This is a genomic window from Nocardioides imazamoxiresistens (assembly GCF_032378595.1).
Taxonomy (GTDB): domain Bacteria; phylum Actinomycetota; class Actinomycetes; order Propionibacteriales; family Nocardioidaceae; genus Nocardioides; species Nocardioides imazamoxiresistens.
On the sequence record NZ_JAVYII010000009.1, the window covers coordinates 127,933 to 149,509 of the forward strand.

The following is a 21,577-nucleotide window of genomic DNA, read 5'->3' on the forward strand; positions in this document are numbered from 1 at the left end:
TTTGGCAGATCCTTCGCACCAGCTCCCGTCCACCCCGGACGCCGATCCCCAAGGACCACGATGAAGAACCCCCGTCCGGCCCGCCGCCCCCACCGGGCCGGCCGCGCCGTCACCGCCGCCGTCGGAGTGCTGAGCGCCGTCCTGGTCGCCAGCGGCTGCACCGCGGGCGGCGCGACGGGCGCCGGCGGGGGCGAGCCGCAGGAGGGTGGCGACCTCACCTTCCTCATCGACTCCCTCGGCGACACCTGGGTGCCCAACAACAGCTCGATCTCGAGCTTCCAGGGCCACGTCTGGGGCCACGTCACCGACAAGCTGGTCTACGTCGACGCCGAGGGCGAGGTCTCGCCCTGGGTCGCGGAGAGCTGGGAGCAGAACGACGACGTCACCGAGTTCACCCTGCACCTCCGCGACGACGTCACCTTCTCCGACGGCAGCCCGCTCGACGCCGCGGCGGTGGTCGCGAACCTCGACATCTGGGCCCGCGGCGACATCGAGGCCGGGATCAACCCGATCGGCCTCTTCCCGAAGACCTACGACCGCGCCGAGGCCGTCGACGCCACCACCGTGAAGGTGTACTTCTCCGCCCCGACGCTGGGCTTCATCCCCACCCTGGGCTACCACGGCTCGATCCTGCTCTCCCCCGAGACGCTGGCCCTGCCCGCCGAGGAGCAGGCCGACCTGGCCAACGACATCGGCAGCGGGCCGTTCGTGGTGGAGTCGTGGGCCGACGGCGACCAGGTCGTGCTGACCAAGCGCGAGGACTACGACTGGGCCCCGGAGGCGCTGGACCACGAGGGTCCGGCCTACCTCGACTCGATCACCTACAAGGTGCTGGCCGAGCCCTCGCTGCGCACGTCGGCGGTGCAGTCGAACCAGGCGCAGGTCGCCTACAACCCCTCGCCCCAGGAGCTGTCGTTCTACGAGGAGCAGGGGTTCACCGTGGCGGCGCCGCGCTACCTGGGCTTCGTCAACGGCTTCGCGGTCAACACGCAGGTGGCGCCGTTCGACGACGTGCGGGTGCGTCAGGCACTGCAGCAGGGCATCGACCGCGACGAGATCCTCTCCACCGTCTACACCGACGCCTGGCTGCCGGCCGAGTCGTTCATCCAGAGCAACGTCCCGGGCGCGAGCGACCACGCCGACGAGTTCGCGTTCGACCCCGACGCCGCGGCGGCGCTGCTCGACGAGGCCGGCTGGGTCGAGGGCCCCGACGGCGTGCGCGAGAAGGACGGCGAGACGCTCTCCCTGACGCTCTACCCGAACCCCTACCTCGCCACCTCGCAGGCCGTCGACGAGCTCGTGGCCCAGCAGCTCGGCGCGATCGGGTTCGACGTCGACCTGCAGGCGTACGACGTCGTCACCTACACCGAGCGGATCGCGATCGGCAGCGACGCCGTGCCCGCCTACGAGATCACCCGCAGCTTCATCGACGCCGGCACCGTCGCCGGGATCCTCACCGACGCCGACAACGGCGAGGACTGGTTCAACGTGGGCCAGGGCGACGAGCGGCTCAACGAGCTGCGCGCCGGCATCTCCACGGCCACCTCGGTCGACGAGCGCGACGTCGTCCTCGACGAGCTGCAGAGCCACGTGCTCGAGCAGGGCTACTTCGTGCCGCTGACCCAGATCGTGCAGCGCCTCTACCTGCAGTCGCCGTCCCTGCAGGGCGTCTCCTACAACGGCGTCGCCTACGCGAACTACTACACGGCCTGGCTGGACCGGTGACGCGGGCGTACGCGGCGTACGCGGCCCGCCGCCTCGGCCAGGCGGTCGTGGTGGTCCTGCTCGCCTACGTGTTCACCTTCCTGGTGATCAGCGTGCTGCCCGGCGACCCGGTGACCACCACGCTGCGCAACCCGCAGAACAACTTCAGCGAGGAGGAGATCGCGCGGATCGTCGCCTACTACGGCCTCGACCAGCCGGTGTGGGTGCAGCTGTGGGAGTCGCTGTCGCGGTTCGTCGTCGGCGACCTCGGCCTGTCGCTGCGCTCGAACCTGCCGGTGGCCGACCTGATCGGGGACGTGCTCGGCTCGACGCTGCGCCTGGCCACGGGCGCGCTGGCGGTGGCACTCGTGCTGGCCTTCGCGATCGCGTTCGGCGTGCGCCACCTGCCGGGGCCGCTGAGCCGGGCGCTGCGGTCCTTCCCCTCGCTGTTCCTCTCGATCCCAAACTTCCTGATCGGGCTCCTGCTGCTGCAGTGGTTCTCCTTCCAGCTCGGCCTGTTCCTCGTGGTCGACGCGGAGGGCGGGTGGGCCACGTTCTTCGCGGCGGTCGCGCTCGGCGTGCCGGTCTCCGCGCAGATCGCGGAGGTGCTGATCGCGAACCTCGACCACGCGGCGCGCCAGGAGTACGCGAACCTCGCGCGCTCCCGGGGCCTCGGCGGCGTACGCCTGTTCACGCTGCACCTGCTCAAGCCCTCGGCGCTGCCGGTGGTCACGGTCGTCGCGCTCACCGTCGGCGAGCTGCTCGGCGGCTCGCTGATCACCGAGTCGATCTTCGGCCGCAACGGCGTCGGCAGCCTCGTGCAGCGCTCGGTCGGCACCCAGGACCTCCCGGTGATCCAGGCGGTCGTCGCCCTGGCCGCCGTGGTCTTCGTGGTGGTCAACCTCGTCGCCGACCTCGTCTACCCGCTGCTCGACCCGCGCGTGCGCCTCGGGGCCACCGGGCGCGCGACCCGCCGGCGTACCCGCCCCGTCCAGGAGGTCGACGCATGACCGTCACCGACGCCGTGCCCGACGCGGTGCCCGACGCCGGGTCGGGGACAGCCGGCCCCGGGACGAGGCGCCGCGGCCGCCTCCGCTCGCTGCGCGAGCGCACGCCCGCCACGGTGCTCCTCGCCTTCGCGGTGGTCGCGCTGGTGGTGGCGTGGTCGCTGCTGCCCGGGGTCTTCACCCACCACGACCCCGCCGCCGGGGTGCCCGCCGACATGTTCCAGCCGCCGAGCGCGGCGCACTGGTTCGGCACCGACCACCTGGGCCGCGACGTGTACGCCCGGGTCGTGCACGGCACCGCCTCGTCGGTGACGAGCGCCCTCGTCGCCGTCGCCATCGGCGTCCTGGTCGGCGGTCTCGTCGGGCTGCTCGCCGGCTTCCTCGGCGGGCTGGTCGACACGGTGCTGGCACGGTTCGTCGACGTGCTGCTGGCGATCCCGAGCTTCCTGCTCGCCGTCGTCGTGGTCAGCGCGCTGGGCTTCGACACCGTCAACGCGGCGATCGCGACGGGCGTCTCGGCGGTCGCCGTGTTCGCCCGCGTGATGCGCTCGGAGGTGCTGACGACCCGCAGCGCGGTGTTCGTCGAGGCCGCTCAGCTGCTGGGGGCGAGCCGCTGGCAGGTGCTCGTCCAGCACGTGCTGCCGAACGCCTCGCGGTCCGTGCTCCAGCTGGCGGTGCTGCAGTTCGGGCTCTCCATCCTGGTGATCGCGGGCCTGGCGTTCCTCGGCTACGGCGACCCGCCGCCCGCTTCCGACTGGGGCCTGCTGATCTCGATCGGCAAGGACTACCCGCTCGCCCCCTGGCTCGTCTACGCACCGGCGGCCGTCACCGTCGCCACCGTCCTCTCCGTGAACAGGATCAGCCGATGGCTCCGCACGACCGACTGAGCACGCTCCTCGACCAGCGCCCGGGCCAGAAGCCGGCGGTCGTCGCGACGTCCTCCCCCGCCACCGCCCACGCCGCTGCCCCCGCCCCGGACGGCCGGGGCGGGCCGCTGCTGGCCGTCGACGGGCTGTCGGTGGCCTACCGCGGTCACGAGGTCGTGCACGACGTGGCGTTCGAGCTGGGCCGCGGCGAGAGCCTGGCGCTGATCGGCGAGTCCGGCTCCGGCAAGTCGACGGTGGCGCGCTCCGTGCTGCGGCTGCTGCCCGAGGAGGGGCGGGCGACCGGCCGGGTCCGCTTCGCGGGCCAGGAGGTCCTGGGCGTGCCCGAGCGGCAGTTCCGCCGGCTGCGCGGCCGCGAGATCGGCTTCGTGCCGCAGGATCCGGCCAGCTCCCTCAACCCGGTGCGCACCATCGGCGCGCAGGCCAAGGAGGCCACGCGGCTCCTGGACCTCGACTCGACCCGGGCGCGGCGCGACGCCGTGCTCGAGGTCCTGGCGCAGGTCGGGCTCGACGACCCCGAGCGCGTCCACGCCTCCTACCCCCACCAGCTCTCGGGCGGGATGCTCCAGCGGGTGCTGATCGGGCTGGCCGTCCTGCCGCGCCCCGCCCTGCTGGTCGCCGACGAGCCGACCTCCGCGCTCGACGTGACGATCCAGAAGCGGATCCTCGACCTCCTGACCCGGCTGCGCAGCGAGCTCGACATCAGCCTGCTGCTGATCACCCACGACCTGGCCGTCGCCGCTGAGCGCGCCGACCGGCTGCTCGTGCTCAAGGACGGGCGGGTGCAGGAGTCGGGTCCGACGGCCGAGGTGTTCGCCGCACCGTCCTCGGCGTACACCCGCCGGCTGCACGCGGACGTGCCCGCGCTGCACCCCGAGCGCTACGCCGACCTGCGCGCGGTCGGCGAGCAGCGGCGCACGGCGGCCGCCGACGAGCCGGGGCGCATCGAGGTCGCCGGCGTGAGCCGCACCTTCGGCTCCGGCGACGGCGCGGTCCACGCGGTCGACGACGTGTCGTTCTCCGTGCCGGCGGGCACCACCCACGCCCTGGTCGGCGAGTCCGGCTCGGGCAAGACCACGACCATCCGACTGCTGCTCGGGCTCGAGCGCCCCGACGCCGGCACGATCCGCGTCGCCGGCCGCGACCTCGACGCCAGCACGCCTGCGGAGCTGCGCGAGGCTCGGCGCCACCTGCAGCTCGTCTACCAGAACCCCTTCACCTCCCTCGACCCGCGCTGGAAGGTCGAGCGGCTGGTCCGCGAGCCCCTGGACCGGTACGCGGTGGGCTCGCGCACCGAGCGCCGCGAGCGGGCCCGGGAGGCCCTGGCCTCGGTCGGGCTGGCCGAGCACCTCGTCGAGCGGCGCCCGGCCGCCCTCTCGGGCGGCCAGCGCCAGCGCGTCGCGATCGCGCGGGCGCTCGTGCTGCACCCCGAGGTGATCGTGCTGGACGAGCCGACCTCGGCCCTCGACGTCAGCGTCCAGGCCGACATCGTCGAGCTGCTGCTGCGGCTGCAGGCCGACCGGGGCCTGACCTACGTGTTCGTCTCCCACGACCTGGCCCTGGTCCGGCAGCTGGCCCACACCGTGTCGGTGATGCGCCGCGGGCGGGTGGTCGAGTCGGGCACCGTGGCCGACGTGTTCGAGCGCCCGGAGCAGGACTACACCCGCGCGCTGCTGGCCTCGATCCCGGTGCCGCGCGGCACCGCCGAGCGGCGCGAGACCCCGTGAGCCCCGCGCTCGGCTTCAACACGCGCGTCTCCTTCACCGACGACGCGGGGCCCCGGGCGGGCCTGCAGGACGGGATCCGCCTCTACGCGGCCGCCGAGGAGCTCGGTTACCAGTCCGGGTGGGCCTACCAGCGCCACTTCGACCACTACCTGTCCTCGCCGCTGCCGTTCTTCGCCGCCGTCGGCCAGCGCACCGACCGGATCCGTCTCGGCAGCGCCGTGCTGCCGATGCGCTACCAGGACCCGGTGCTGCTCGCCGAGGCCGCCGGCACCACCGACCTGCTCGTCGACGGCCGCCTCGAGCTGGCGCTGGCCGCCGGGGCGACGGGCACCTGGGACGGCGTTTTCGGCGGCGTGGAGGTCGACGCCCGCACCGAGGCGCGCAGCCGGCTGCGCCGGTTCCTCGCCGCGGTCGACGGCGAGGCGCTGCACGTCGTCGACGGGCCCGGCCAGGGAGCGCCCGTCGGCACCCCGATCCGGGTGACGCCGCACAGTCCGGGCCTGCGGGCGCGGCTGCGCCAGGGGGTCACCAGCATCGACTCCGCCGAGCATGCCGCCCGCCTGGGCCTCGGCCTGATCACCGGCACCGTCCTGAACGGGGTGGCGGAAGGCGAGACGTTCGGGGCGTACCAGGCGCGCGTCGTCGAGGCGTACCGCCGCACCTGGCGCGAGGCGCAGGGCGGCGACCCGCCGCCGGTCGCCGTCGCGACGTCGGTGCTGCCGGGCACGAGCGCCGCACTGCGGGAGACGTACGCGGCATACGACCTCCAGCGCCGCACCGAGGGCATGGCCGCCTCCCGGCCGCGGGGCGCGCTGGCGCCCGTGGTGGGCGCGGACCTCCCGGCCGGGACGCGGATCAGCCCGGTCCACCACGGCGACCCCGACACCGTCGTCGCGGCCGTGCTCGCCGACCCGGGGATCGCGGCCGCCGACGAGGTCGTACTGTTCCTCCCTCCCGCCTTCGACCTGACCGCCAACCAGCGACTGCTCGCCGACGTGGCGCGCACCGTCGCCCCTGCCATCGGATGGGAGCCCACCTCGTGAGCCACCGCTACATCGTCGTCGGAGCCGGAGCGGTCGGAGCCGCCCTCGCCGCCGGGCTCGACGACGCCGGCACCGACGTCGTCCTCGTCTCGCGCGGAGCCACCCTCGAGGCGATCCGCCGCGACGGCCTGCGCTACACCCACGACGGCCGCAGCCGCGTGCTCGACGTCGCCGTCGCCGGCGGTCCCGAGGAGGTCGGCCTGCGGGCCGGCGACGTGCTCGTGCTCGCCACGAAGTCGCAGGACCTGGCCGCCACCCTGCCGACCTGGGCGTGGACGCCGCTGGCCGACGGCAGCGGGGTCGGCGCGGACCTGCCGGTCGTGCTGCTGCAGAACGGCCTCGACGCCGAGCGTGCCGCCCTGCGCTACTTCCCCACCGTCGTCGGAGCCGTCGCGCTGATCGGCGCCCGGCACGTGGTGGCCGGCGAGGTCGAGATCTCCAACCGTCCGAAGATCGGTCAGCTGATCGTCGGGGCGTACCCGTCGGCGGCCGCGGCGCCGCACGCCGTCGAGGTCGCGGCACGGCTGGCCGCCGATCTGCGCGCGGCGCAGTGGCTCTCGCAGGACGTCGAGCAGGTGCAGCGCTGGCTGGCGTGGAAGGTGCTGGCGAACGTCACCTTCGCCGTCTCCGTGCTCGACGGCACCCCGGAGGAGACCGCCGACCTCTCGGCCCGCGTCTCGGCCGAGGCCCGCGCCGTGCTGGCCGCGGCCGGGCACGCGTTCGCCGACCCGCGCGCGGAGCTGACCTACGACCCCGCCGAGGCCGCCAACCAGCCGAGCGGCCCGGAGCCGTGGCGCCCCTCGACGTGGCAGAGCTTCGCCCGCGGCTCCGGCAGCGAGGTCGACTTCCTCAACGGCGAGGTCGCCCTGCTCGCCCGCCTCCACGGCGTGCCGGCCCCGCTCAACGCCGCGATCCAGCAGGTGCTCGGCGGCGCCGCCGCCCGCCACGAGGGCCCCGGCGTGCACTCCGTCGCCTCCGTGCTCGCGCTCGCCGGCGTGGGTGCACCGGCCTGAGGATTACCCGGTGAACCGGGTAACGCTCGACCTGGACCCTGTTCGAACGGGGCCTAGGTCGAGCGATCCGGCACACAGTCACCGGTGCTGCGCCGGCCCGTCGGAGTTCCCGGTCAACCGGGAACACCTGCACCTGGCGCACGTTTCGACGGGCGCCAAGTGCAGGAGTTGGTCACACAGGTACGCCCGGGAAGCCTGACGCCCGCGGGCGTACCGGCCTCAGGATCACCCGGTGAACCGGGTAACGCTCGACTTAGACCCTGTTCGAACGGGGCCTAGGTCGAGCGTTCCGGCACACAGTCACCGGTGCTGCGCCGGCTCGTCGGACTTCCCGGTCAACCGGGAACTCCGATACTTGGCGCACGTCTCGACGGGCGCCAAGTGCAGGAGTTGGTCGCACAGGTACGCCCGGCAGGCCCGACGCCCGCAGACAGCAGGACGGCCCCGCTCCGAGGAGGAACGGGTCCGGCCGAGCAGAGGCGGCGAGCGGTCAGGCGCCCGTCGCGACGGGCAGGTCGTGGTTGCTCCACTGCGACCACGAGCCCGCGAAGAGGCGGGCGTCGACCCCGGCGACGGCGAGGGCCGCGACCTGGTGCGCCGCGGTGACGCCGGAGCCGCAGTAGACGCCCACGGGACGCGAGCCGTCCGCGCCGAGGGCGGCGAAGCGGGCGCGCAGCGCGGCCGCGTCCAGGAAGCGGCCGTCCGGAGCCAGGTTGGCGCCGGTCGGGGCGCTGACGGCGCCGGGCACGTGCCCGGCCTTCGGGTCGACGGGCTCGGTCTCGCCCCGGAAGCGTTCGGGAGCACGGGCGTCGAGCAGCACCGACCGCTCGGCGAACTCCGCCACGTCGTCCAGGTCGAGGGTCCCGAGCGCGCCCGCCGTCAGCTCGACGTCACCCGGTGCCGGCACGACGTCGTCCGTGGCCAGCGCCCCGCCCGCGGCCTGCCAGGCGGGCAGCGCACCGTCGAGCAGCCGCACGTCGGCGTGCCCGGCCCAGCGCAGCAGCCACCACGCCCGGGCGGCGGCGAGGTTGCCCTCGCCGTCGTAGACCACCACGGTCGAGCCGCGGCGCACACCCCAGCGGCGCGCCGAGGCCTGCAGCGCGTCGACGTCGGGCAGCGGGTGCCGCCCGTCGGTCGGCTCGCCGTGCGCCGCCAGCTCGGTGTCGAGGTCGACGTAGACGGCCCCCGGCACGTGGCCCTCGAGGTACGCCTCGTGGCCGGGCGGGCCGCCGAGCCTCCACCGCACGTCGAGCACGACGACGTCGGAACGGTCGGCCACCAGCAGCGCGCCGAGGTCGGCGGCGGAGATCAGGACGTCACCCACGGCGCTCACCCTGCCACCTGCAGCACCGGCGCGCCGGCGGACGTCGCCGACGTGGCCAGGAACGCCTCGCCCGCCTCGATGGCGGTCATCTCGATGTCCGGGTCGAGCCCGCGCCGGGCCATGAGGTTCAGCCCGGCCGAGCCGACCTCGGGCAGGTCGCCGCGGCGTACCACCCCGCTCGGCACCCGGCCGGCCACGCTCGGCAGCAGCGCGACGCCCAGACCGGCCCGCACCCCGGCGAGCACGCCCTCGAGCGTGGTGGACTGCGCCGCCACGTTGACGCGGTAGCCCTCGGCGCTCAGCGCCGCCATCGCCCGCTCGCGCAGGGCGCAGGGCTCCTCGAACGCGACGAGGTTGATGGTCTCGCCGCCGGTCGCGTCCCACGTCGGCGACGCGAACCACGACAGCGGCAGCCGGCCGATCTCGCGGCCCCCCTCGTTCCCGCGGGAGGCCAGCACGAAGGCGAGGTCGATGGCACCACGGCCCACCGAGTCCTCCAGCACCGTGGAGCGCCCGATCTCGAACCGGGTGGTCACGTCCGGGAACGCGTCGGCGAGCGCGCGGATCATCTGGGGCAGCACGTGCTCCGCCGAGTGCTCGGTCGAGCCGACCACGACGACCTGCTCCTGGCGCACCTGCAGGCGCGCGAGCGCCTGGTCGTGCACGGAGAGGATCTGGCGCGCCTCCGAGAGCAGCGCCTCCCCCTCGGCGGTGAACCGCATCCCGCGGCCCTCCTTCTCGAACAGCTTGCGCTTGAGCCCGCGCTCCAGGATCCGCACGTGCTGGCTCAGGGCCGGCTGGCTGATGTGGCGCGCGGCCGCGGCGCGGCTGAAGCCGCCGCACTCCGCGATGGCGACGATGGTGCGCAGGTGCTCGAGGTCGAGGGTGAAGCTCATGGGGACGACATTAAGAGACTTTCTCGACCTATTTAGTAGATCTTGGGATGCGGACAGATTGTCCAGGATGTGACGCGCTTCGCCCGGGCTCACCGCAGGCCCCCGGCAGCGGCGAGGGAGAAGGCCGGCTCGAAGTGCTGCCGGGCGATCTCCGGCGTCAGCGTCCACCGCTCGACCAGGCGCTCCGGCAGCAGGTTGCGGCCCTCGACCCCGAGCAGCGCGAGGTTCGCCGCGGCCGCCCGCTCGGCGGCCTCGAGGTAGAACGCCGCCTCCCCCACCGTCCGCCCCAGGGTCACGAACCCGTGGCCCTGCTGCAGGAGGACGCGCGCGCCCGCGGCCGCGAGCTCGACGTTCGTCGGGCCGCCCTCGACGCCGAACAGGTGACGGGTCAGGCCCTGGAGCCGCACCACCAGCGCGGCGTCCGTGGTGACGGCCTCGAGCGGCCGCCCCAGGTTGGACCACACGAACCCCGACGGCGTGTGCAGGTGCACCGCCGCGGCGGCGTCCGGCACCTGCTGGTGCAGCGCCAGGTTGCCGGCGAAGCCGTTGATCGCGTGCGACCCGCGGGACTCCACGATCGTGCCGGTGTCGTCCACCAGGACCAGGTCGGACGGCGTCACCGTCGAGACGGAGACACCGAACGGGTTGACCCAGTAGTGGCCCGGCGCCTCGGGCGCACGCGCCGAGACGTGGCCGTTGAACCCGAACTCGAAGCCCAGACGGCCGAGGTGGCGCAGGGCCGCCGCGAGCTCCCAGCGGACGTCGCGCTGCGGCGGGGCCGGCGCGGTCGGGGCGAGCGGGTTCGCCGGTCGGTGGGTGCCGGTCGCTGCGGCGGTCTCGGCGGTGCTGGTCATGCGATGGCCTCCTCGGCGTCGTGCGGCGCGAGCCCGAGGTTCGCGCGCAGGGTCTCGTGCTCGTAGTCGGTGTGGAACAGGCCGCGGCGCTGCAGCTCGGGCACGAGCCCCTCCGTCAGCGCCTCGAGCCCGCCCGGGTAGTTGAGGTAGAAGGGCAGGAAGTTGAAGCCGTCGGCGGCGCCCGCCTCCCAGCGCTGCTGCAGCTGGTCGGCGACCCGCTCCACGGAACCGATCGGGAACCAGTGGCCGGCCGCGCTGGCGTGGTAGAGCACCAGGTCCCGCACGGTGCGCAGCTCCCCCGACGTGACCAGCCGGAGCATCACGCCGTAGCGCGAGCGGCGGCCCTGCACCTCGTCCTCGGCGGGCAGCCGCTCGAGCGGCACCGGGTCGTCGAGGTCGACGTCGGACAGGTCGACCCCGGCGAACTGCCCGGCGAGCGACGCGCGGGCGGCGTCGAGGTCGAGCAGCTCGTGCGAGTCCTCCCAGATCCGGCGCGCCTCGGCGTCGGAGGCCGCGACGACCGGCGCGACCCCGGGCAGCACCTTGACGGCGTCCGGCGCGCGACCGGCCGCGACCGCCCGCCGGCGCAGGTCGGCGCGCAGGCGCACCGACTCGGCGACGTCCGTGAGGCCGGTGGTGAAGACCAGGTCGGCGTGCCGCGCCCCGAGGTCCCGCCCGGCCTCCGACGACCCGGCCTGCGCGATGATCGGTCGGCCCTGCGGCGTGCGCGGCACGTTGAGCGGCCCGGCGACCTTGAAGTGCTCGGACTCCCAGTCGACGCGCCGCACCCGGGCGGGGTCGACGAGCAGGCGCCGACCGACGTCGCGGACGACCGCGTCGGCGTCCCAGCTGTCCCAGAGCCGCTCGACCAGCGTCGTGAACTCCTCGGCGACGGCGTAGCGGTCGTCGTGGTCCGGCAGCTCGCGCCCGAAGTTCTGCTCGCCCCACGCCGAGGTCACCACGTTCCACCCGGCCCGGCCGCCGGAGAGGTGGTCGAGGGAGGCGATCTGGCGGGCCACGTTGAACGGCTCGGTGAACGAGGTCGAGACCGACCCGATCAGCCCGATCCGGTCCGTCAGGCCCGCCAGCGCCGAGAGCAGGGTGATCGGCTCGAGACCGGGCTCGGGCGCCTTCTCGTTCACCGTGACGGTGTCGGCCAGGAAGATCGTGTCGATCTTGGCGGCCTCCGCCTTGCGGGTGAGGTCGGCGTACAGGCTCAGCCGCGTCGCCTCGTCCGCGCGACCCCAGGGCTGGTGCCAGCTGCGGCTGACCCCGCCGAGCAGCAGCCCGAGCAGCAGTCCCCGGCGCCCGCTCACGAGGCCACCTTCGCGAGCTCCGGCGCGACCTGCGGCGCGGTCTGCGGTGCGGCCTGTGGGACGACCGCGCGCGTCGTCCGGTCGGGCTTGACCTGCGGGTGCACCTCGGTGAACCCGTCGTAGACCGACAGGTCGACGCCGACGCCGTAGACGTCGCGCACCAGGTCGGCGCCGTAGACCTCCCCCGGCTCCCCCGCCGCCAGCACCCGCCCGCCGGAGAGGAACGCGACCTCGTCGCAGAAGCGCGCCGCGTGGTTGAGGTCGTGGATGGAGACGACCGTCGCGACCCCCTGCTCGGCGGCGATCGTGTGCGCCAGGTGCAGGGTCTGGAGCTGGTAGCGCAGGTCGAGCGCACTGGTGGGCTCGTCGAGCAGCAGCACCTGCGGCTCCTGCGCGAGCGCCCGCGCGACCAGGACGCGCTGTGCCTGACCGCCCGAGAGCTCGGAGACGGGCCGGTCGGCCAGCTCGACGAGGCCGAGCTGCTCGAGCGCCAGGTCGACCTTCGCCCAGTCCCGTCGTCGCGGTCGCGCACCGAAGTGCGGGGTGCGACCCAGCACGACGGCCTCGCGCACCGACAGGGAGAAGGACTGGTCGATGGCCTGGGGCACGTACGCCACGACGCGTGCGAGGTCGCGGCGCGACAGGCGGTCCAGGGGCAGGCCGTCCCACTCGAGGGTGCCGGAGCGCGGCTTCACGATCCGGGCGACGGTCTTGATGAGGGTCGACTTGCCCGACCCGTTGGGCCCGAGCAGGCCGAGCAGGCGGCCGCGCTCGACGACCAGGTCGACGCCGTCGAGGATGGTCCGGCGGCCGTAGGCGACCGAGAGGTCGCGGATCTCCAGGGACATCAGAACGCCTTCTTCCGCACGAGGATGAGGTAGAGGAACACCGGGGCGCCGATGAGGGCGTCGACGATCCCGGCGGGCACCAGCGCGGGCGCGAGCACGACGCGTCCGACCGCGTCGGCGAGCACCAGCAGCAGCCCGCCGACGACCGCCGAGAACGGCAGCAGGAACCGGTGGTTGGGGCCGATCAGCAGGCGTGCGATGTGCGGGCCGACGAGCCCCACGAAGCCGATGATCCCGGTGAAGCTGATGGTCACCGCGGTCAGCAGCACCGCGACGAAGATGAGCTCGAGCCGCACCCGCGTGACGGGTACGCCCAGGCTACGCGCGGCGTCGTCGCCCGCGAACGCGATCGCGTTGACCGAGCTGCTGCGCCACTGGATGAACGGCAGGGCCACCGCGAGCATCGCCGCGACGGTCACGACCTGGTACCAGACCGCCCCGTTCACCGTCCCCCAGGTCCAGCGCACGATGGCGGCCAGCGCCTCCTCGTTCGCGATGTACTGCAGCCCCGCCGTGAGGGCGGTGAACAGCTGGGTGAGCGCGATGCCCAGCAGGATCAGGGTGGTCGGCTGCATCTGCTTGGTCGCGGCGAGACCGACGACGACCGCGGCGCAGAGGATGCCCGAGATCAGCGCCCCGCCGACGAGGGAGGCGCTGGAGGTGCCTCCCCCGGCGAACAGGATCGCCATCGACGCCCCGAACGCCGCCGCGGGGGCGATGCCCAGGGTGAACGGGCTGACCAGGGGGTTGCGCAGCAGGCCCTGGAACAGGGTGCCGGCGATCGCCAGCGCGGCGCCGCCGAGCAGCGCGAGTCCGGCGCGCGGCACCCGCAGCTCCCACACCGTGGTCTGGATCCGCAGCTCCTCCGGCGTGGCCGGCAGGCCGCCGGTGAGCTTGTCCCACAGGGTCTGGGCGGCGTCGGCCGTCGTGATCCCGCCCGCGCCGATCCGCAGCGTCCACACCGTGATCAGCAGCGTGAGGACGGTGCCGCCGGCGAGCAGGAGCGTGCGCAGCAGGTCCTGGCGCTGCCCGAGCCTGCGGCCCCCGGTGTCGGAGGCCTCCTCCGGACCCGCCGAGTGCGCCTCGGCGGCGTCCGGGGCCACCGTCGTGCTCATGCGGTCTCACCCCCGCCGAGACGGTGGACGTAGTCCTCCTCGGGCAGGTACGGCGTCTCCTGGAAGTCCTCCACCCACTGGCGGAAGTACTCCTCGGTGTCGACGTCGGCGAACAGGTCCGGGTGCAGGCGCTTGGCCAGGCCGAGCGCCCCGATCCCCTTGGCCAGAGCCGAGGTCCAGAAGTTGTTGGCGACGTACACGTCGCCGTTGCGCACCGCCGTCAGATCGGACCAGCCGGGACGGGCGGCCAGCTCGTCGGCGAGCGCGGCGACGTCGGCGGCCGGCCACGGCTCGTACCCCGCCGCCGTGCCGTCGAGGCCGTTGCGGATCACCAGGTCGGGGTCGCGGGCCAGGACGTCCGCGGGGTCGACCGGCGTCTGGTGCACGGTGCCCTCGAAGTTGCCCGAGGAGAAGTCGATGTCGGCGAAGATGTTCTCGCCGCCGGCCAGCTCGATGATGTCGTGCCACCCGGACCCGGGGACGCCGGTGACGTTCGGCTCGCCGTTCTCGAAGTAGACCGACCGCGGCTCGACGCCCTCGAGGCGCTCGCTGAGCAGGTCGTTGATCTCGGTGTAGAGCCCGGAGAAGTCGGCGGCGCGCTCCTCGGTGCCGAAGACCTCGCCGAGCAGCTCGACGTTCTGCTCGAACAGCGCGGGCTCCCAGGCGGTCACGACGAGCACCGGGATGCCGAAGGGCTCGAGCTTCTCGACGGCCTCCTCGTACGGGCTGTTGCTCAGCGTGATGAACAGCTCCGGGTCCGCGGCGACGACGGCGTCGTAGTTGAACTCGGCCGCGCGCCCGACGATGGTGTCGGCGCCGGGCACCGAGCTCCAGTACTCCTCGTTGCCGGGCGTGTCGTCGACGCCGTCGCCGGCCACGCCGACGATCCGGTCGCCGGCGCCGACGCCGCGGACCAGCTCGATGTTGTAGTGGTTGTAGCCGATCGCGACGGACTGCACGGGGTCCGGCACGCGGACCTCGCGGCCGAGCTCGTCGACGACGGTCTGGAAGGAGCGGCCGTCGTCGGTGCGGTCGAACTCGACGGGCTCGTCGTTGCCGAAGGCGCTGCAGCCGGACACGGCCAGGACGGCGGCCAGCAGGGCGGCGAGTGCGACGGCCGGCAGGGCGCGACGGGGCGGGCGGGTGGTACGGGTCACCGGGGTCTCCAGGGGGTGCGGCCGCGCGCCCGTCGGGGCGCGGCGGAGCGACCTGCGGCGGCGTGCGCCGGGCAGGTCGGGGCGGGTCGGGCAGGTCGGTTCGAGGGGCGGGTCAGGGGCGGACGTGGCCGGGCCGCGAGGGGCTCAGCGGTGCACGCAGCGACATCGACGCCACGACGTGCACCGGCCGTCGGGCGACGATGTCGCCGGGCGGACGGGGTGCGCGTTCATGGTGGTGAACCTAGGAACGCTCCCGCCGCGTGGTCCAAGAGCGATCGCGGAAGCCGACCGATCCGTCGCGGTGATGGGTGCTCCCATCACCACCGCGCATCGGTGGGCATCACCGATCGCTCTTGGACGCCCGCCGGCGTCCGGCGGCAGGGTGGTCCACCATGAGCGCCCCCACCCCGACCCGCGAGCACGTCGCCACGTCCCTGCCGGGAGCGCTCGTCGACACGGCCTCGCTCGCCGCGGCTGCGAGCGACCGCTCGGGCGCCCTGGGGGCGGACCCGGTCGCGGTGGTGCGGGCCGGCTCGGTCGACGACGTGCGCCGCACCCTGGCGTGGGCCCACGAGCACCGCGTGCCGGTGGTCCCGCGGGGCGCCGGCACGGGCCTGGCGGGCGGCGCGCTCGCCGACGGCGCCCTGGTCCTCGATCTCTCCGGCCTCGACCGGATCCTGACGATCGACCCCGTCGAGGAGCTCGCCGAGGTCGAGCCCGGCGTGCTGACGGCCGACCTCGACGCCGCGGCCGCCGCGTACGGCCTCATGTACGCCCCCGACCCCGCCAGCGCCGCGATCTCCACGATCGGCGGCAACATCGCCACGAACGCGGGCGGCATGCGCTGCGTGAAGTACGGCGTCACCCGCGACGCGGTCCTGGGCCTGGAGGCGGTGCTGGCCGACGGCCGGGTGGTACGCACGGGCCGCGCGACCGCGAAGGGCGTCGTCGGCTACGACCTCACCGGCCTCCTGGTCGGCTCCGAGGGGACGCTCGGGGTGGTCACCCGCGCCACGCTGCGCCTGCGCCCGCGGCCCGCGGCCACGGCGACCGCGCTGGCCACCTACCCCGACGTCGAGTCGGCCGCGGCCGCCTGCGCCGCCGTCGGCGCGGCCCGCCTGCGCCCCTCGCTGCTCGAGCTGCTCGACGCCGCCACGCTCGGCGCCGTCGCCGAGCACACCGCGTCGCCGGGCCTCGCCGACGTGGGCGCCGCGGTCGTCGCGCAGACCGACGGCGACGACGCGGCCGAGGCGACCGAGGCCATCGAGCGGGTCGCGGCGGTGCTGGCCGCCGGTGCGACCACCGTGGAACGCACGGCGGACGCCGCCCGGGCCGACGAGCTGCTCGCCGCGCGCCGCCTTGCGCTGCCGGCGATCGAGGCGCGCGCCCACGCGCTGATCGAGGACATCTGCGTGCCCCGCTCCCGGCTCGCCGAGGCCGTGCGCGGCGTCGAGCGGATCAGCGCCGAGACCGGCGTCGCCGTCTTCACCTTCGCCCACGCGGGCGACGGCAACCTGCACCCCATCGTCACGTGGGACCGGTCCGTACCCCGCGACAGCGGGGTGCCCGCGGCCGTCGAGGAGGCTGCCGGGCGGATCTTCGCGCTGGCCGTCGAGCTGGGCGGCACCCTGTCGGGCGAGCACGGGATCGGCACGCTCAAGCGCGCCTACCTGGGTCTCGAGCTCTCCGCCGAGGTGCGCGACGTGCAGCGCGCGGTGAAGGCCGCCCTGGACCCGCGCGGCGTCCTGAACCCGGGCAAGGCGGTCTGAGTGAGCGTCGCGCCGAGAACCCACCCGCCCGTGAGCAGCCCGCCCGAGAGCCCCGAGAACGCCGAGAGCATCAGGAGCACCGTGTCCGCCGAGCAGGTCGTCCCCTTCCGTCCGTTCACCACCAACCAGGACCTGGACCCGGTCCGGCTGCGACAGGCGTTCGGGGTCTTCCCGACGGGGGTGGTGGCGGTGGCGGCCGAGGTCGACGGCGAGCTCGTGGGCCTGGCGGCCAGCTCGTTCACCTCGGTCAGCCTCGACCCGCCGCTGGTGTCGATCTCGGTCGCGTCGACGTCACGGACGTGGCCGGCGCTGAGGCGCGCCGAGCACCTGGGCGTGACGATCCTGGCCGAGCACCAGGGCGCGGTCTGCCGTCAGCTCGCGGGGCCGGTCGCGCGCCGCTTCGCGGACGTCGACCTGACGGTCACCGACGACGGTGCGGTCGTGCTGCACGACGGGCTGGCGAGCTTCGACACGACGATCTACGACGAGGTCCAGGCCGGCGACCACACCATCGTGCTGCTGCGGCTGCACGCGGTGGAGCAGGCCGAGCCCGACGCCACCACGGACCCGGCGGGCCTGCCGGGCCCGCTGGTGTTCCACCGCAGCGCGTTCGGCTCGCTGGCCTGACGCCGGGCGAGCGGGCGTCGGGCGGCTCAGCGGTCGCGCAGGGCCTCGACCAGCTCGTCCTTGTTCATCGAGGACCGGCCCTCGACGTTGAGCTCGGCGGCCCGCTTGCGCAGCTCGTCGACGGTCCAGTCCTCGTAGGAGCCGGCCTTGCCCCCGCGGCGGCCGACCTCCTTCGCCCCGTCGCGCGCCGAGGCGTTCGCGATCCGGGCGGCCTTCTCCTTGCTGGCGCCGTCGCGGCGCAGCGCCTCGTACTTCTCGTCGTCCTTGACGCTGGGTCCGGGATCCTCGCGTGCGGGCATGACGTGCTCCTCTCGACGGTGCGGTCCGGTTCCCCGCCATCGTCCGCGCATGCGCAAGAGCAGCTCAGGACGAGGGCCACCGGCGGGCCCCGGCTCCGTCGCCGCCCATCCGGTCGGCCGGGTTCGCGAGCCGGCACGCCCGCAGCGACAGGCAGCCGCAGCCGATGCAGGTCTCGAGCTGGTCGCGCAGCGCCTCGAGCTCGGCGATGCGGCGGTCGAGGTCGGCGCGCCAGCGTCGCGACAGCCTCGCCCAGTCGGCGGCGGTCGGAGCGCGATCGACCGGCAGGTGGTCGAGGGCGTCGCGGATCTCGGCGAGCGGGATGCCCACGCGCGAGGAGGCCTGCACGAACGCGATGCGGCGCAGCACCTCCCGGTCGTAGCGGCGCTGGTTGCCGGGTGTGCGCTCGGCGGTGATCAGCCCCTGCTTCTCGTAGAAGTGGAGCGTCGAGACCGGCACGCCGCTGCGGCGGGCGACCTCGGCGGGCGCGAGCCGCGTCCGCCGCACCCGCTCGTGCTCGCCCACCTGCCGCCTCCTGTGCCGCGGCCGCCGCACGGCGGCCGCGCCGTCCAGCGTACGCCCGGTGCGCCCCTCAGGCGCCGAGGGCCAAGGGCGCACCGGCGCGGATCCGGCGGATCACCCGCTCCACGTCGAGCGGGTGCTCCGCGCGCCACTCCTGCACGCGGGCACGGTGCCGGCGGCGGGCGAACCACCCGGCGTCGGTGCGGTCCAGCCACCACTCGAGGGCGTCCTCGGCGTAGGCGATCCCGGCGACCGGGCGGGCGGCCCGGATGGCGGCGAGGGCGTCGACCGGGTCCCAGCCGAGGGTGAGCAGCACCGCGTACCCCGCGCTCGGTCCCCGGTTGACGCCCATGTGGCAGTGCGTCAGCAGGCGCGCGCCAGGGGTGGCCAGCGCGTCGAGCGCCCAGGCGGCGACGCGGTCGAACCAGGCGCCGGGCACGGGCTGGCCGGCGTCGTCGATGCCGTCCCAGCGGTAGCGGACCTCTCCGCGCTCCGCCCACAGCGCGGCGTCGTCGGCCTCGAGCCGCACGTCGAGCACGTGGCTGACACCGGACTCGACGAGCTCGGTGGCCTGCACCCAGGCGGTGAGGTCGTCGGGGGCGAGGTCGCCACCGACGGCGAGGAAGTCCGTCACGAGGTCGACGTCCGCGGCCGCCGGGCCGGTGGTGCGCGCTGCCTGGGACATGTTCCCCCTCGTTCCGTCTCCCGCCGGGCGGTGCCGACCTGCGGTCGGCGAGGGTGGGACGCGCCCGGACGACCGACGGTTCCCACCCGGCGCCCGGATCACTCCTCGGTTCCGGCATCCGCCCGCCTCGGCCGTCTGGAAGAGTGCGCGCATGCCCACCTCGGACCCCGACGGCAGCGCGACGGACCTGCTCGAGGCCCTCGCCGCAGCGGTCGCGGGCCGCGTGCTGACCGACCCGGCCAGCACGGAGGCGTACCGCCGCGACCAGTGCCTGGTCGCCGACGCCGGCCGCCCGCTCGCGGTGGTGCGGGCCGCGGGGGTGGACGACGTGGTCGCCGTCCTGCGCCTGGCCGACGAGCACCGCGTGCCGGTCGTGACCCGCGGCGCGGGCAGCGGGCTCGCGGGCGCCGCCAACGCGGTCGACGACGGCCTCGTCCTCGACGTCAGCGGCCTGGACGCCCTGAGCGTGGACCCCGTCGCTCGCACCGCGACCGTGGGGCCGGGGGTCGTCAACCTCGACCTCGACACGGCCGCCCGCGCCCACGGGCTTTTCTACGCCCCCGACCCGGGCAGCCGCGCGTACTCCTCGATCGGCGGCAACCTCGCCACCAACGCGGGCGGCATGTGCTGCGCGAAGTACGGCGTCACCGCCGACCACGCCCTGGCGCTGACGGTGGTCCTGCCCGGCGGCGAGGTGGTACGCACGGGGCGCACGACCCGCAAGGACGTCGTGGGGCTCGACCTGACCCGCCTCCTCGTCGGGTCCGAGGGCACCCTCGGCGTCGTCGTCGAGGCGACGGTGCGGCTGCTCCCGGTCCCGGCCCGCACGGCGACCGCCGTGCTGACCTTCCGCGACGCCGCGGCCGCGGTCGACGCCGTCCTGGCGATCGGCACGGTGACCACCCCCTCGGCGGTCGAGCTGATGGACGCCACCACCGTGCGTGCCGTCAACGCCATGACCCGGATGGGCCTCGACGAGACGCCGACGCTGCTCGTGCAGTGCGACGGCTCCGACGCCGCGGCGGAGATCGCCGCCGTCGCCGCGCTGGCGCAGCGCCACGGCGCCCTGGAGGTGCTGCACTCCGACGACGAGGAGGAGGGCCGGGCGCTGATGGAGGCCCGCCGCGTGGCCCTGACGGCCCTCGAGCGCCAGGGCACCGTGCTGCTCGACGACGTGTGCGTCCCGGTGCACCGCCTGCCCGAGCTGCTGGGCGCGATCGAGACGGCGGCCCGGGCGCACGGGGTGCTGGTCGGCACGTTCGGCCACGCCGCCGACGGCAACCTGCACCCGACGATCGTCTTCGACCCGGCGTCGCCGGGCGCCGCCGAGGCCGCCCGCGCCTGCTTCGACGCGATCGTCGACGCGGCCCTGGCCCTCGACGGCACGGTCAGCGGGGAGCACGGCGTCGGGGTGCTCAAGGCGCCGTACGTGGCCCGCCAGGTCGGCGCGGCCGAGCAGGCGCTGATGCGCCGCGTCCGCGCCGCGTTCGACCCGCACGGGATCATGAATCCCGGCCGCGGGTACTGAACGGGCCGCCGCCGACGCGGCTCCCGGACGTCCTAGGGTGGGTCCCCGTGCTCATCCTGCTGCCGCCGAGCGAGGGCAAGGCGGCGCCGTCGCGCGGCAAGGCCCTCGACCTCGCCTCCCTCTCCTCCCCCGCCCTCACCGACGCCCGCAGCGCGGTGCTCGACGCCCTCGTCGCGCTCAGCGCCGCCGACGTCGACGCGGCGGCCGCGACGCTGGGCCTCGGCGCCACGCAGACCGACCTCGCCGCGCGCAACGCCACGCTGCGCACCGCACCGACCGCCCGCGCCGAGGCCATCTACACCGGCGTGCTCTACGACGCGCTCGACCTCGCCTCGCTCGACGCCGCCGCCCGGCGTCGCCTGGGTCGGGTCGCGGTCACCTCCTCGGTGTTCGGCATCGTTCGTCCCGCCGACCGGATCCCCTCCTACCGGCTCTCGGGCGACGTCACGCTTCCCGGGCTGGGCTCCGTGGCGGGCCACTGGCGCACCCACCTGGGTCCCGCCGTCGTCGAGGCCGTCGGCACGGGCCTGCTGGTGGACCTGCGCTCGGGCACGTACGCCGCGTTCTGGCGCCCGTCGGGACCCGTCGCGGCCCGCACGGTGACCGTGCGGGTCCTGCACGAGCACCAGGGTCGCCGCAAGGTGGTCAGCCACTTCAACAAGGCGACCAAGGGCCGCATCGTGCGGGCCGTGCTCGCCGACGGCGGGACGCCCCGCACGCCGGGTGCCTTCGCGACGCAGCTGCGCGACCTCGGCTGGGACGTCGAGGAGGGCGCCGCGGGTGCCCGCGGCACGGAGCTCGACGTCGTCGTCCGCGACCTGTGACGGACGCGGACGTACGGTGACGACGTGAGGAGCATCCACGTCAGCGTCGTCGTCGCCCGCTCGCCCGAGGACGCGTACGCCTTCGCCCGCGCGCCCGAGAACCTCCCGCGCTGGGCCGCCGGCCTGGCCAGCGGAGCGCTGACCCACGAGGACGACGACATCGTCGTCGACTCCCCGATGGGGCGGGTGCGGGTGCGGTTCGCGCCGCCCAACGCCTACGGCGTGCTCGACCACGACGTGACCCTGCCCTCCGGCGAGGTGGTCGCCAACCCGCTGCGGGTGCTGGCCCACCCCGACGGCGCGGAGGTGCTGTTCACGGTGCGGCAGCGCGACCTCACCGACGACGAGCTCGACCGCGACGTGGCCGCGGTCCGCGGCGACCTCGAGCGGCTGCGCACGCTGCTGGAGGGCGGCCCGGAGCAGCCCTGACGGCCCGG

The 21,577-nt window shown here is 74.8% G+C and carries 21 protein-coding genes; 11 read left to right on the forward strand and 10 right to left on the reverse strand.

Annotation, left to right across the window (positions count from 1 at the left end; translation table 11 throughout):
- Positions 1-60: 60 nt before the first annotated feature.
- From RDV89_RS18100 to RDV89_RS18125, 6 genes are read left to right on the forward strand one after another with little or no spacing between them, the layout of a single operon-like run.
- A complete protein-coding gene (locus RDV89_RS18100; protein ID WP_315735345.1) occupies positions 61-1,725 on the forward strand; it encodes an ABC transporter substrate-binding protein in 1,665 nt (554 codons plus the stop codon).
- Complete coding sequence (locus RDV89_RS18105; protein ID WP_315735347.1) at positions 1,722-2,714, forward strand: ABC transporter permease; 993 nt, start codon at positions 1,722-1,724, stop codon at positions 2,712-2,714. Before RDV89_RS18100 ends, RDV89_RS18105 begins: the two co-directional genes overlap by 4 nt.
- Positions 2,711-3,598 (forward strand): ABC transporter permease, encoded by an 888-nt coding sequence (locus RDV89_RS18110; protein ID WP_315735349.1) that lies wholly within the window; start codon positions 2,711-2,713, stop codon positions 3,596-3,598. Before RDV89_RS18105 ends, RDV89_RS18110 begins: the two co-directional genes overlap by 4 nt.
- On the forward strand, positions 3,577-5,322 hold the full coding sequence (locus RDV89_RS18115) for a dipeptide ABC transporter ATP-binding protein (protein WP_315735350.1): 1,746 nt from the start codon (positions 3,577-3,579) through the stop codon (positions 5,320-5,322). The genes RDV89_RS18110 and RDV89_RS18115 overlap by 22 nt, the downstream gene beginning before the upstream one ends.
- Positions 5,319-6,365: an LLM class flavin-dependent oxidoreductase gene (locus RDV89_RS18120; RefSeq protein WP_315735352.1), complete on the forward strand. Its 1,047-nt coding sequence runs from the start codon at positions 5,319-5,321 to the stop codon at positions 6,363-6,365. The genes RDV89_RS18115 and RDV89_RS18120 overlap by 4 nt, the downstream gene beginning before the upstream one ends.
- Complete coding sequence (locus RDV89_RS18125) at positions 6,362-7,378, forward strand: ketopantoate reductase family protein (RefSeq protein ID WP_315735353.1); 1,017 nt, start codon at positions 6,362-6,364, stop codon at positions 7,376-7,378. Before RDV89_RS18120 ends, RDV89_RS18125 begins: the two co-directional genes overlap by 4 nt.
- A 490-nt stretch (positions 7,379-7,868) precedes the next feature.
- Here RDV89_RS18125 and RDV89_RS18130 read toward each other — a convergent pair whose 3' ends face one another.
- From RDV89_RS18130 to RDV89_RS18160, 7 genes are all read right to left on the reverse strand, one after another.
- Positions 7,869-8,702: a sulfurtransferase gene (locus RDV89_RS18130; RefSeq protein WP_315735355.1), complete on the reverse strand. Its 834-nt coding sequence runs from the start codon at positions 8,700-8,702 to the stop codon at positions 7,869-7,871.
- 5 nt (positions 8,703-8,707) lie between these two features.
- Entirely contained in the window at positions 8,708-9,598 is an 891-nt protein-coding gene (locus RDV89_RS18135; RefSeq protein ID WP_315735357.1) for a LysR family transcriptional regulator, read from the reverse strand.
- 89 nt (positions 9,599-9,687) lie between these two features.
- On the reverse strand, positions 9,688-10,452 hold the full coding sequence (locus RDV89_RS18140; RefSeq protein ID WP_315735359.1) for a class II aldolase/adducin family protein: 765 nt from the start codon (positions 10,450-10,452) through the stop codon (positions 9,688-9,690).
- On the reverse strand, positions 10,449-11,768 hold the full coding sequence (locus RDV89_RS18145) for an NtaA/DmoA family FMN-dependent monooxygenase (RefSeq protein ID WP_315735360.1): 1,320 nt from the start codon (positions 11,766-11,768) through the stop codon (positions 10,449-10,451). Before RDV89_RS18145 ends, RDV89_RS18140 begins: the two co-directional genes overlap by 4 nt.
- Positions 11,765-12,616: an ABC transporter ATP-binding protein gene (locus RDV89_RS18150; protein WP_315735362.1), complete on the reverse strand. Its 852-nt coding sequence runs from the start codon at positions 12,614-12,616 to the stop codon at positions 11,765-11,767. Before RDV89_RS18150 ends, RDV89_RS18145 begins: the two co-directional genes overlap by 4 nt.
- Entirely contained in the window at positions 12,616-13,731 is a 1,116-nt protein-coding gene (locus tag RDV89_RS18155) for a FecCD family ABC transporter permease (RefSeq protein WP_315735364.1), read from the reverse strand. Before RDV89_RS18155 ends, RDV89_RS18150 begins: the two co-directional genes overlap by 1 nt.
- Positions 13,728-14,888: an ABC transporter substrate-binding protein gene (locus tag RDV89_RS18160; RefSeq protein ID WP_315735366.1), complete on the reverse strand. Its 1,161-nt coding sequence runs from the start codon at positions 14,886-14,888 to the stop codon at positions 13,728-13,730. Before RDV89_RS18160 ends, RDV89_RS18155 begins: the two co-directional genes overlap by 4 nt.
- Before the next feature lie 392 nt (positions 14,889-15,280).
- Between RDV89_RS18160 and RDV89_RS18165 the strand changes: the two genes are divergently transcribed.
- A complete protein-coding gene (locus RDV89_RS18165) occupies positions 15,281-16,657 on the forward strand; it encodes an FAD-binding oxidoreductase (protein WP_315735367.1) in 1,377 nt (458 codons plus the stop codon).
- A 30-nt stretch (positions 16,658-16,687) separates the two neighbouring features.
- Positions 16,688-17,284 carry a flavin reductase family protein gene (locus tag RDV89_RS18170; protein WP_315735369.1) on the forward strand — a complete coding sequence of 199 codons (597 nt, stop codon included), beginning with the start codon at positions 16,688-16,690 and terminating at the stop codon, positions 17,282-17,284.
- 26 nt (positions 17,285-17,310) lie between these two features.
- On the opposite strand, the gene RDV89_RS18175 is transcribed toward RDV89_RS18170, so the two are convergent.
- The 3 genes from RDV89_RS18175 to RDV89_RS18185 all read right to left on the reverse strand — a co-directional run bounded on the left by RDV89_RS18175 (position 17,311) and on the right by RDV89_RS18185 (position 18,788).
- Positions 17,311-17,583 (reverse strand): DUF7218 family protein, encoded by a 273-nt coding sequence (locus tag RDV89_RS18175; protein ID WP_315735371.1) that lies wholly within the window; start codon positions 17,581-17,583, stop codon positions 17,311-17,313.
- Between the two features lie 64 nt (positions 17,584-17,647).
- Positions 17,648-18,106 (reverse strand): redox-sensitive transcriptional activator SoxR, encoded by a 459-nt coding sequence (gene soxR / locus RDV89_RS18180; protein ID WP_315735373.1) that lies wholly within the window; start codon positions 18,104-18,106, stop codon positions 17,648-17,650.
- A 67-nt stretch (positions 18,107-18,173) separates the two neighbouring features.
- The gene (locus RDV89_RS18185; RefSeq protein ID WP_315735375.1) at positions 18,174-18,788 is read right to left on the reverse strand and encodes a protein-tyrosine phosphatase family protein; all 615 of its coding nucleotides are present in this window, start codon (positions 18,786-18,788) and stop codon (positions 18,174-18,176) included.
- Between the two features lie 151 nt (positions 18,789-18,939).
- Here RDV89_RS18185 and RDV89_RS18190 point away from each other — a divergent pair, with 151 nt between their 5' ends.
- From RDV89_RS18190 to RDV89_RS18200, 3 genes are read left to right on the forward strand one after another with little or no spacing between them, the layout of a single operon-like run.
- Positions 18,940-20,316, forward strand: coding sequence for an FAD-binding oxidoreductase (locus RDV89_RS18190; RefSeq protein ID WP_315735377.1), 1,377 nt, complete (start codon positions 18,940-18,942; stop codon positions 20,314-20,316).
- 47 nt (positions 20,317-20,363) lie between these two features.
- Complete coding sequence (gene yaaA / locus RDV89_RS18195) at positions 20,364-21,140, forward strand: peroxide stress protein YaaA (protein ID WP_315735378.1); 777 nt, start codon at positions 20,364-20,366, stop codon at positions 21,138-21,140.
- A gap of 24 nt (positions 21,141-21,164) precedes the next feature.
- Entirely contained in the window at positions 21,165-21,569 is a 405-nt protein-coding gene (locus tag RDV89_RS18200) for an SRPBCC family protein (protein ID WP_315735380.1), read from the forward strand.
- Positions 21,570-21,577: the final 8 nt, after the last annotated feature.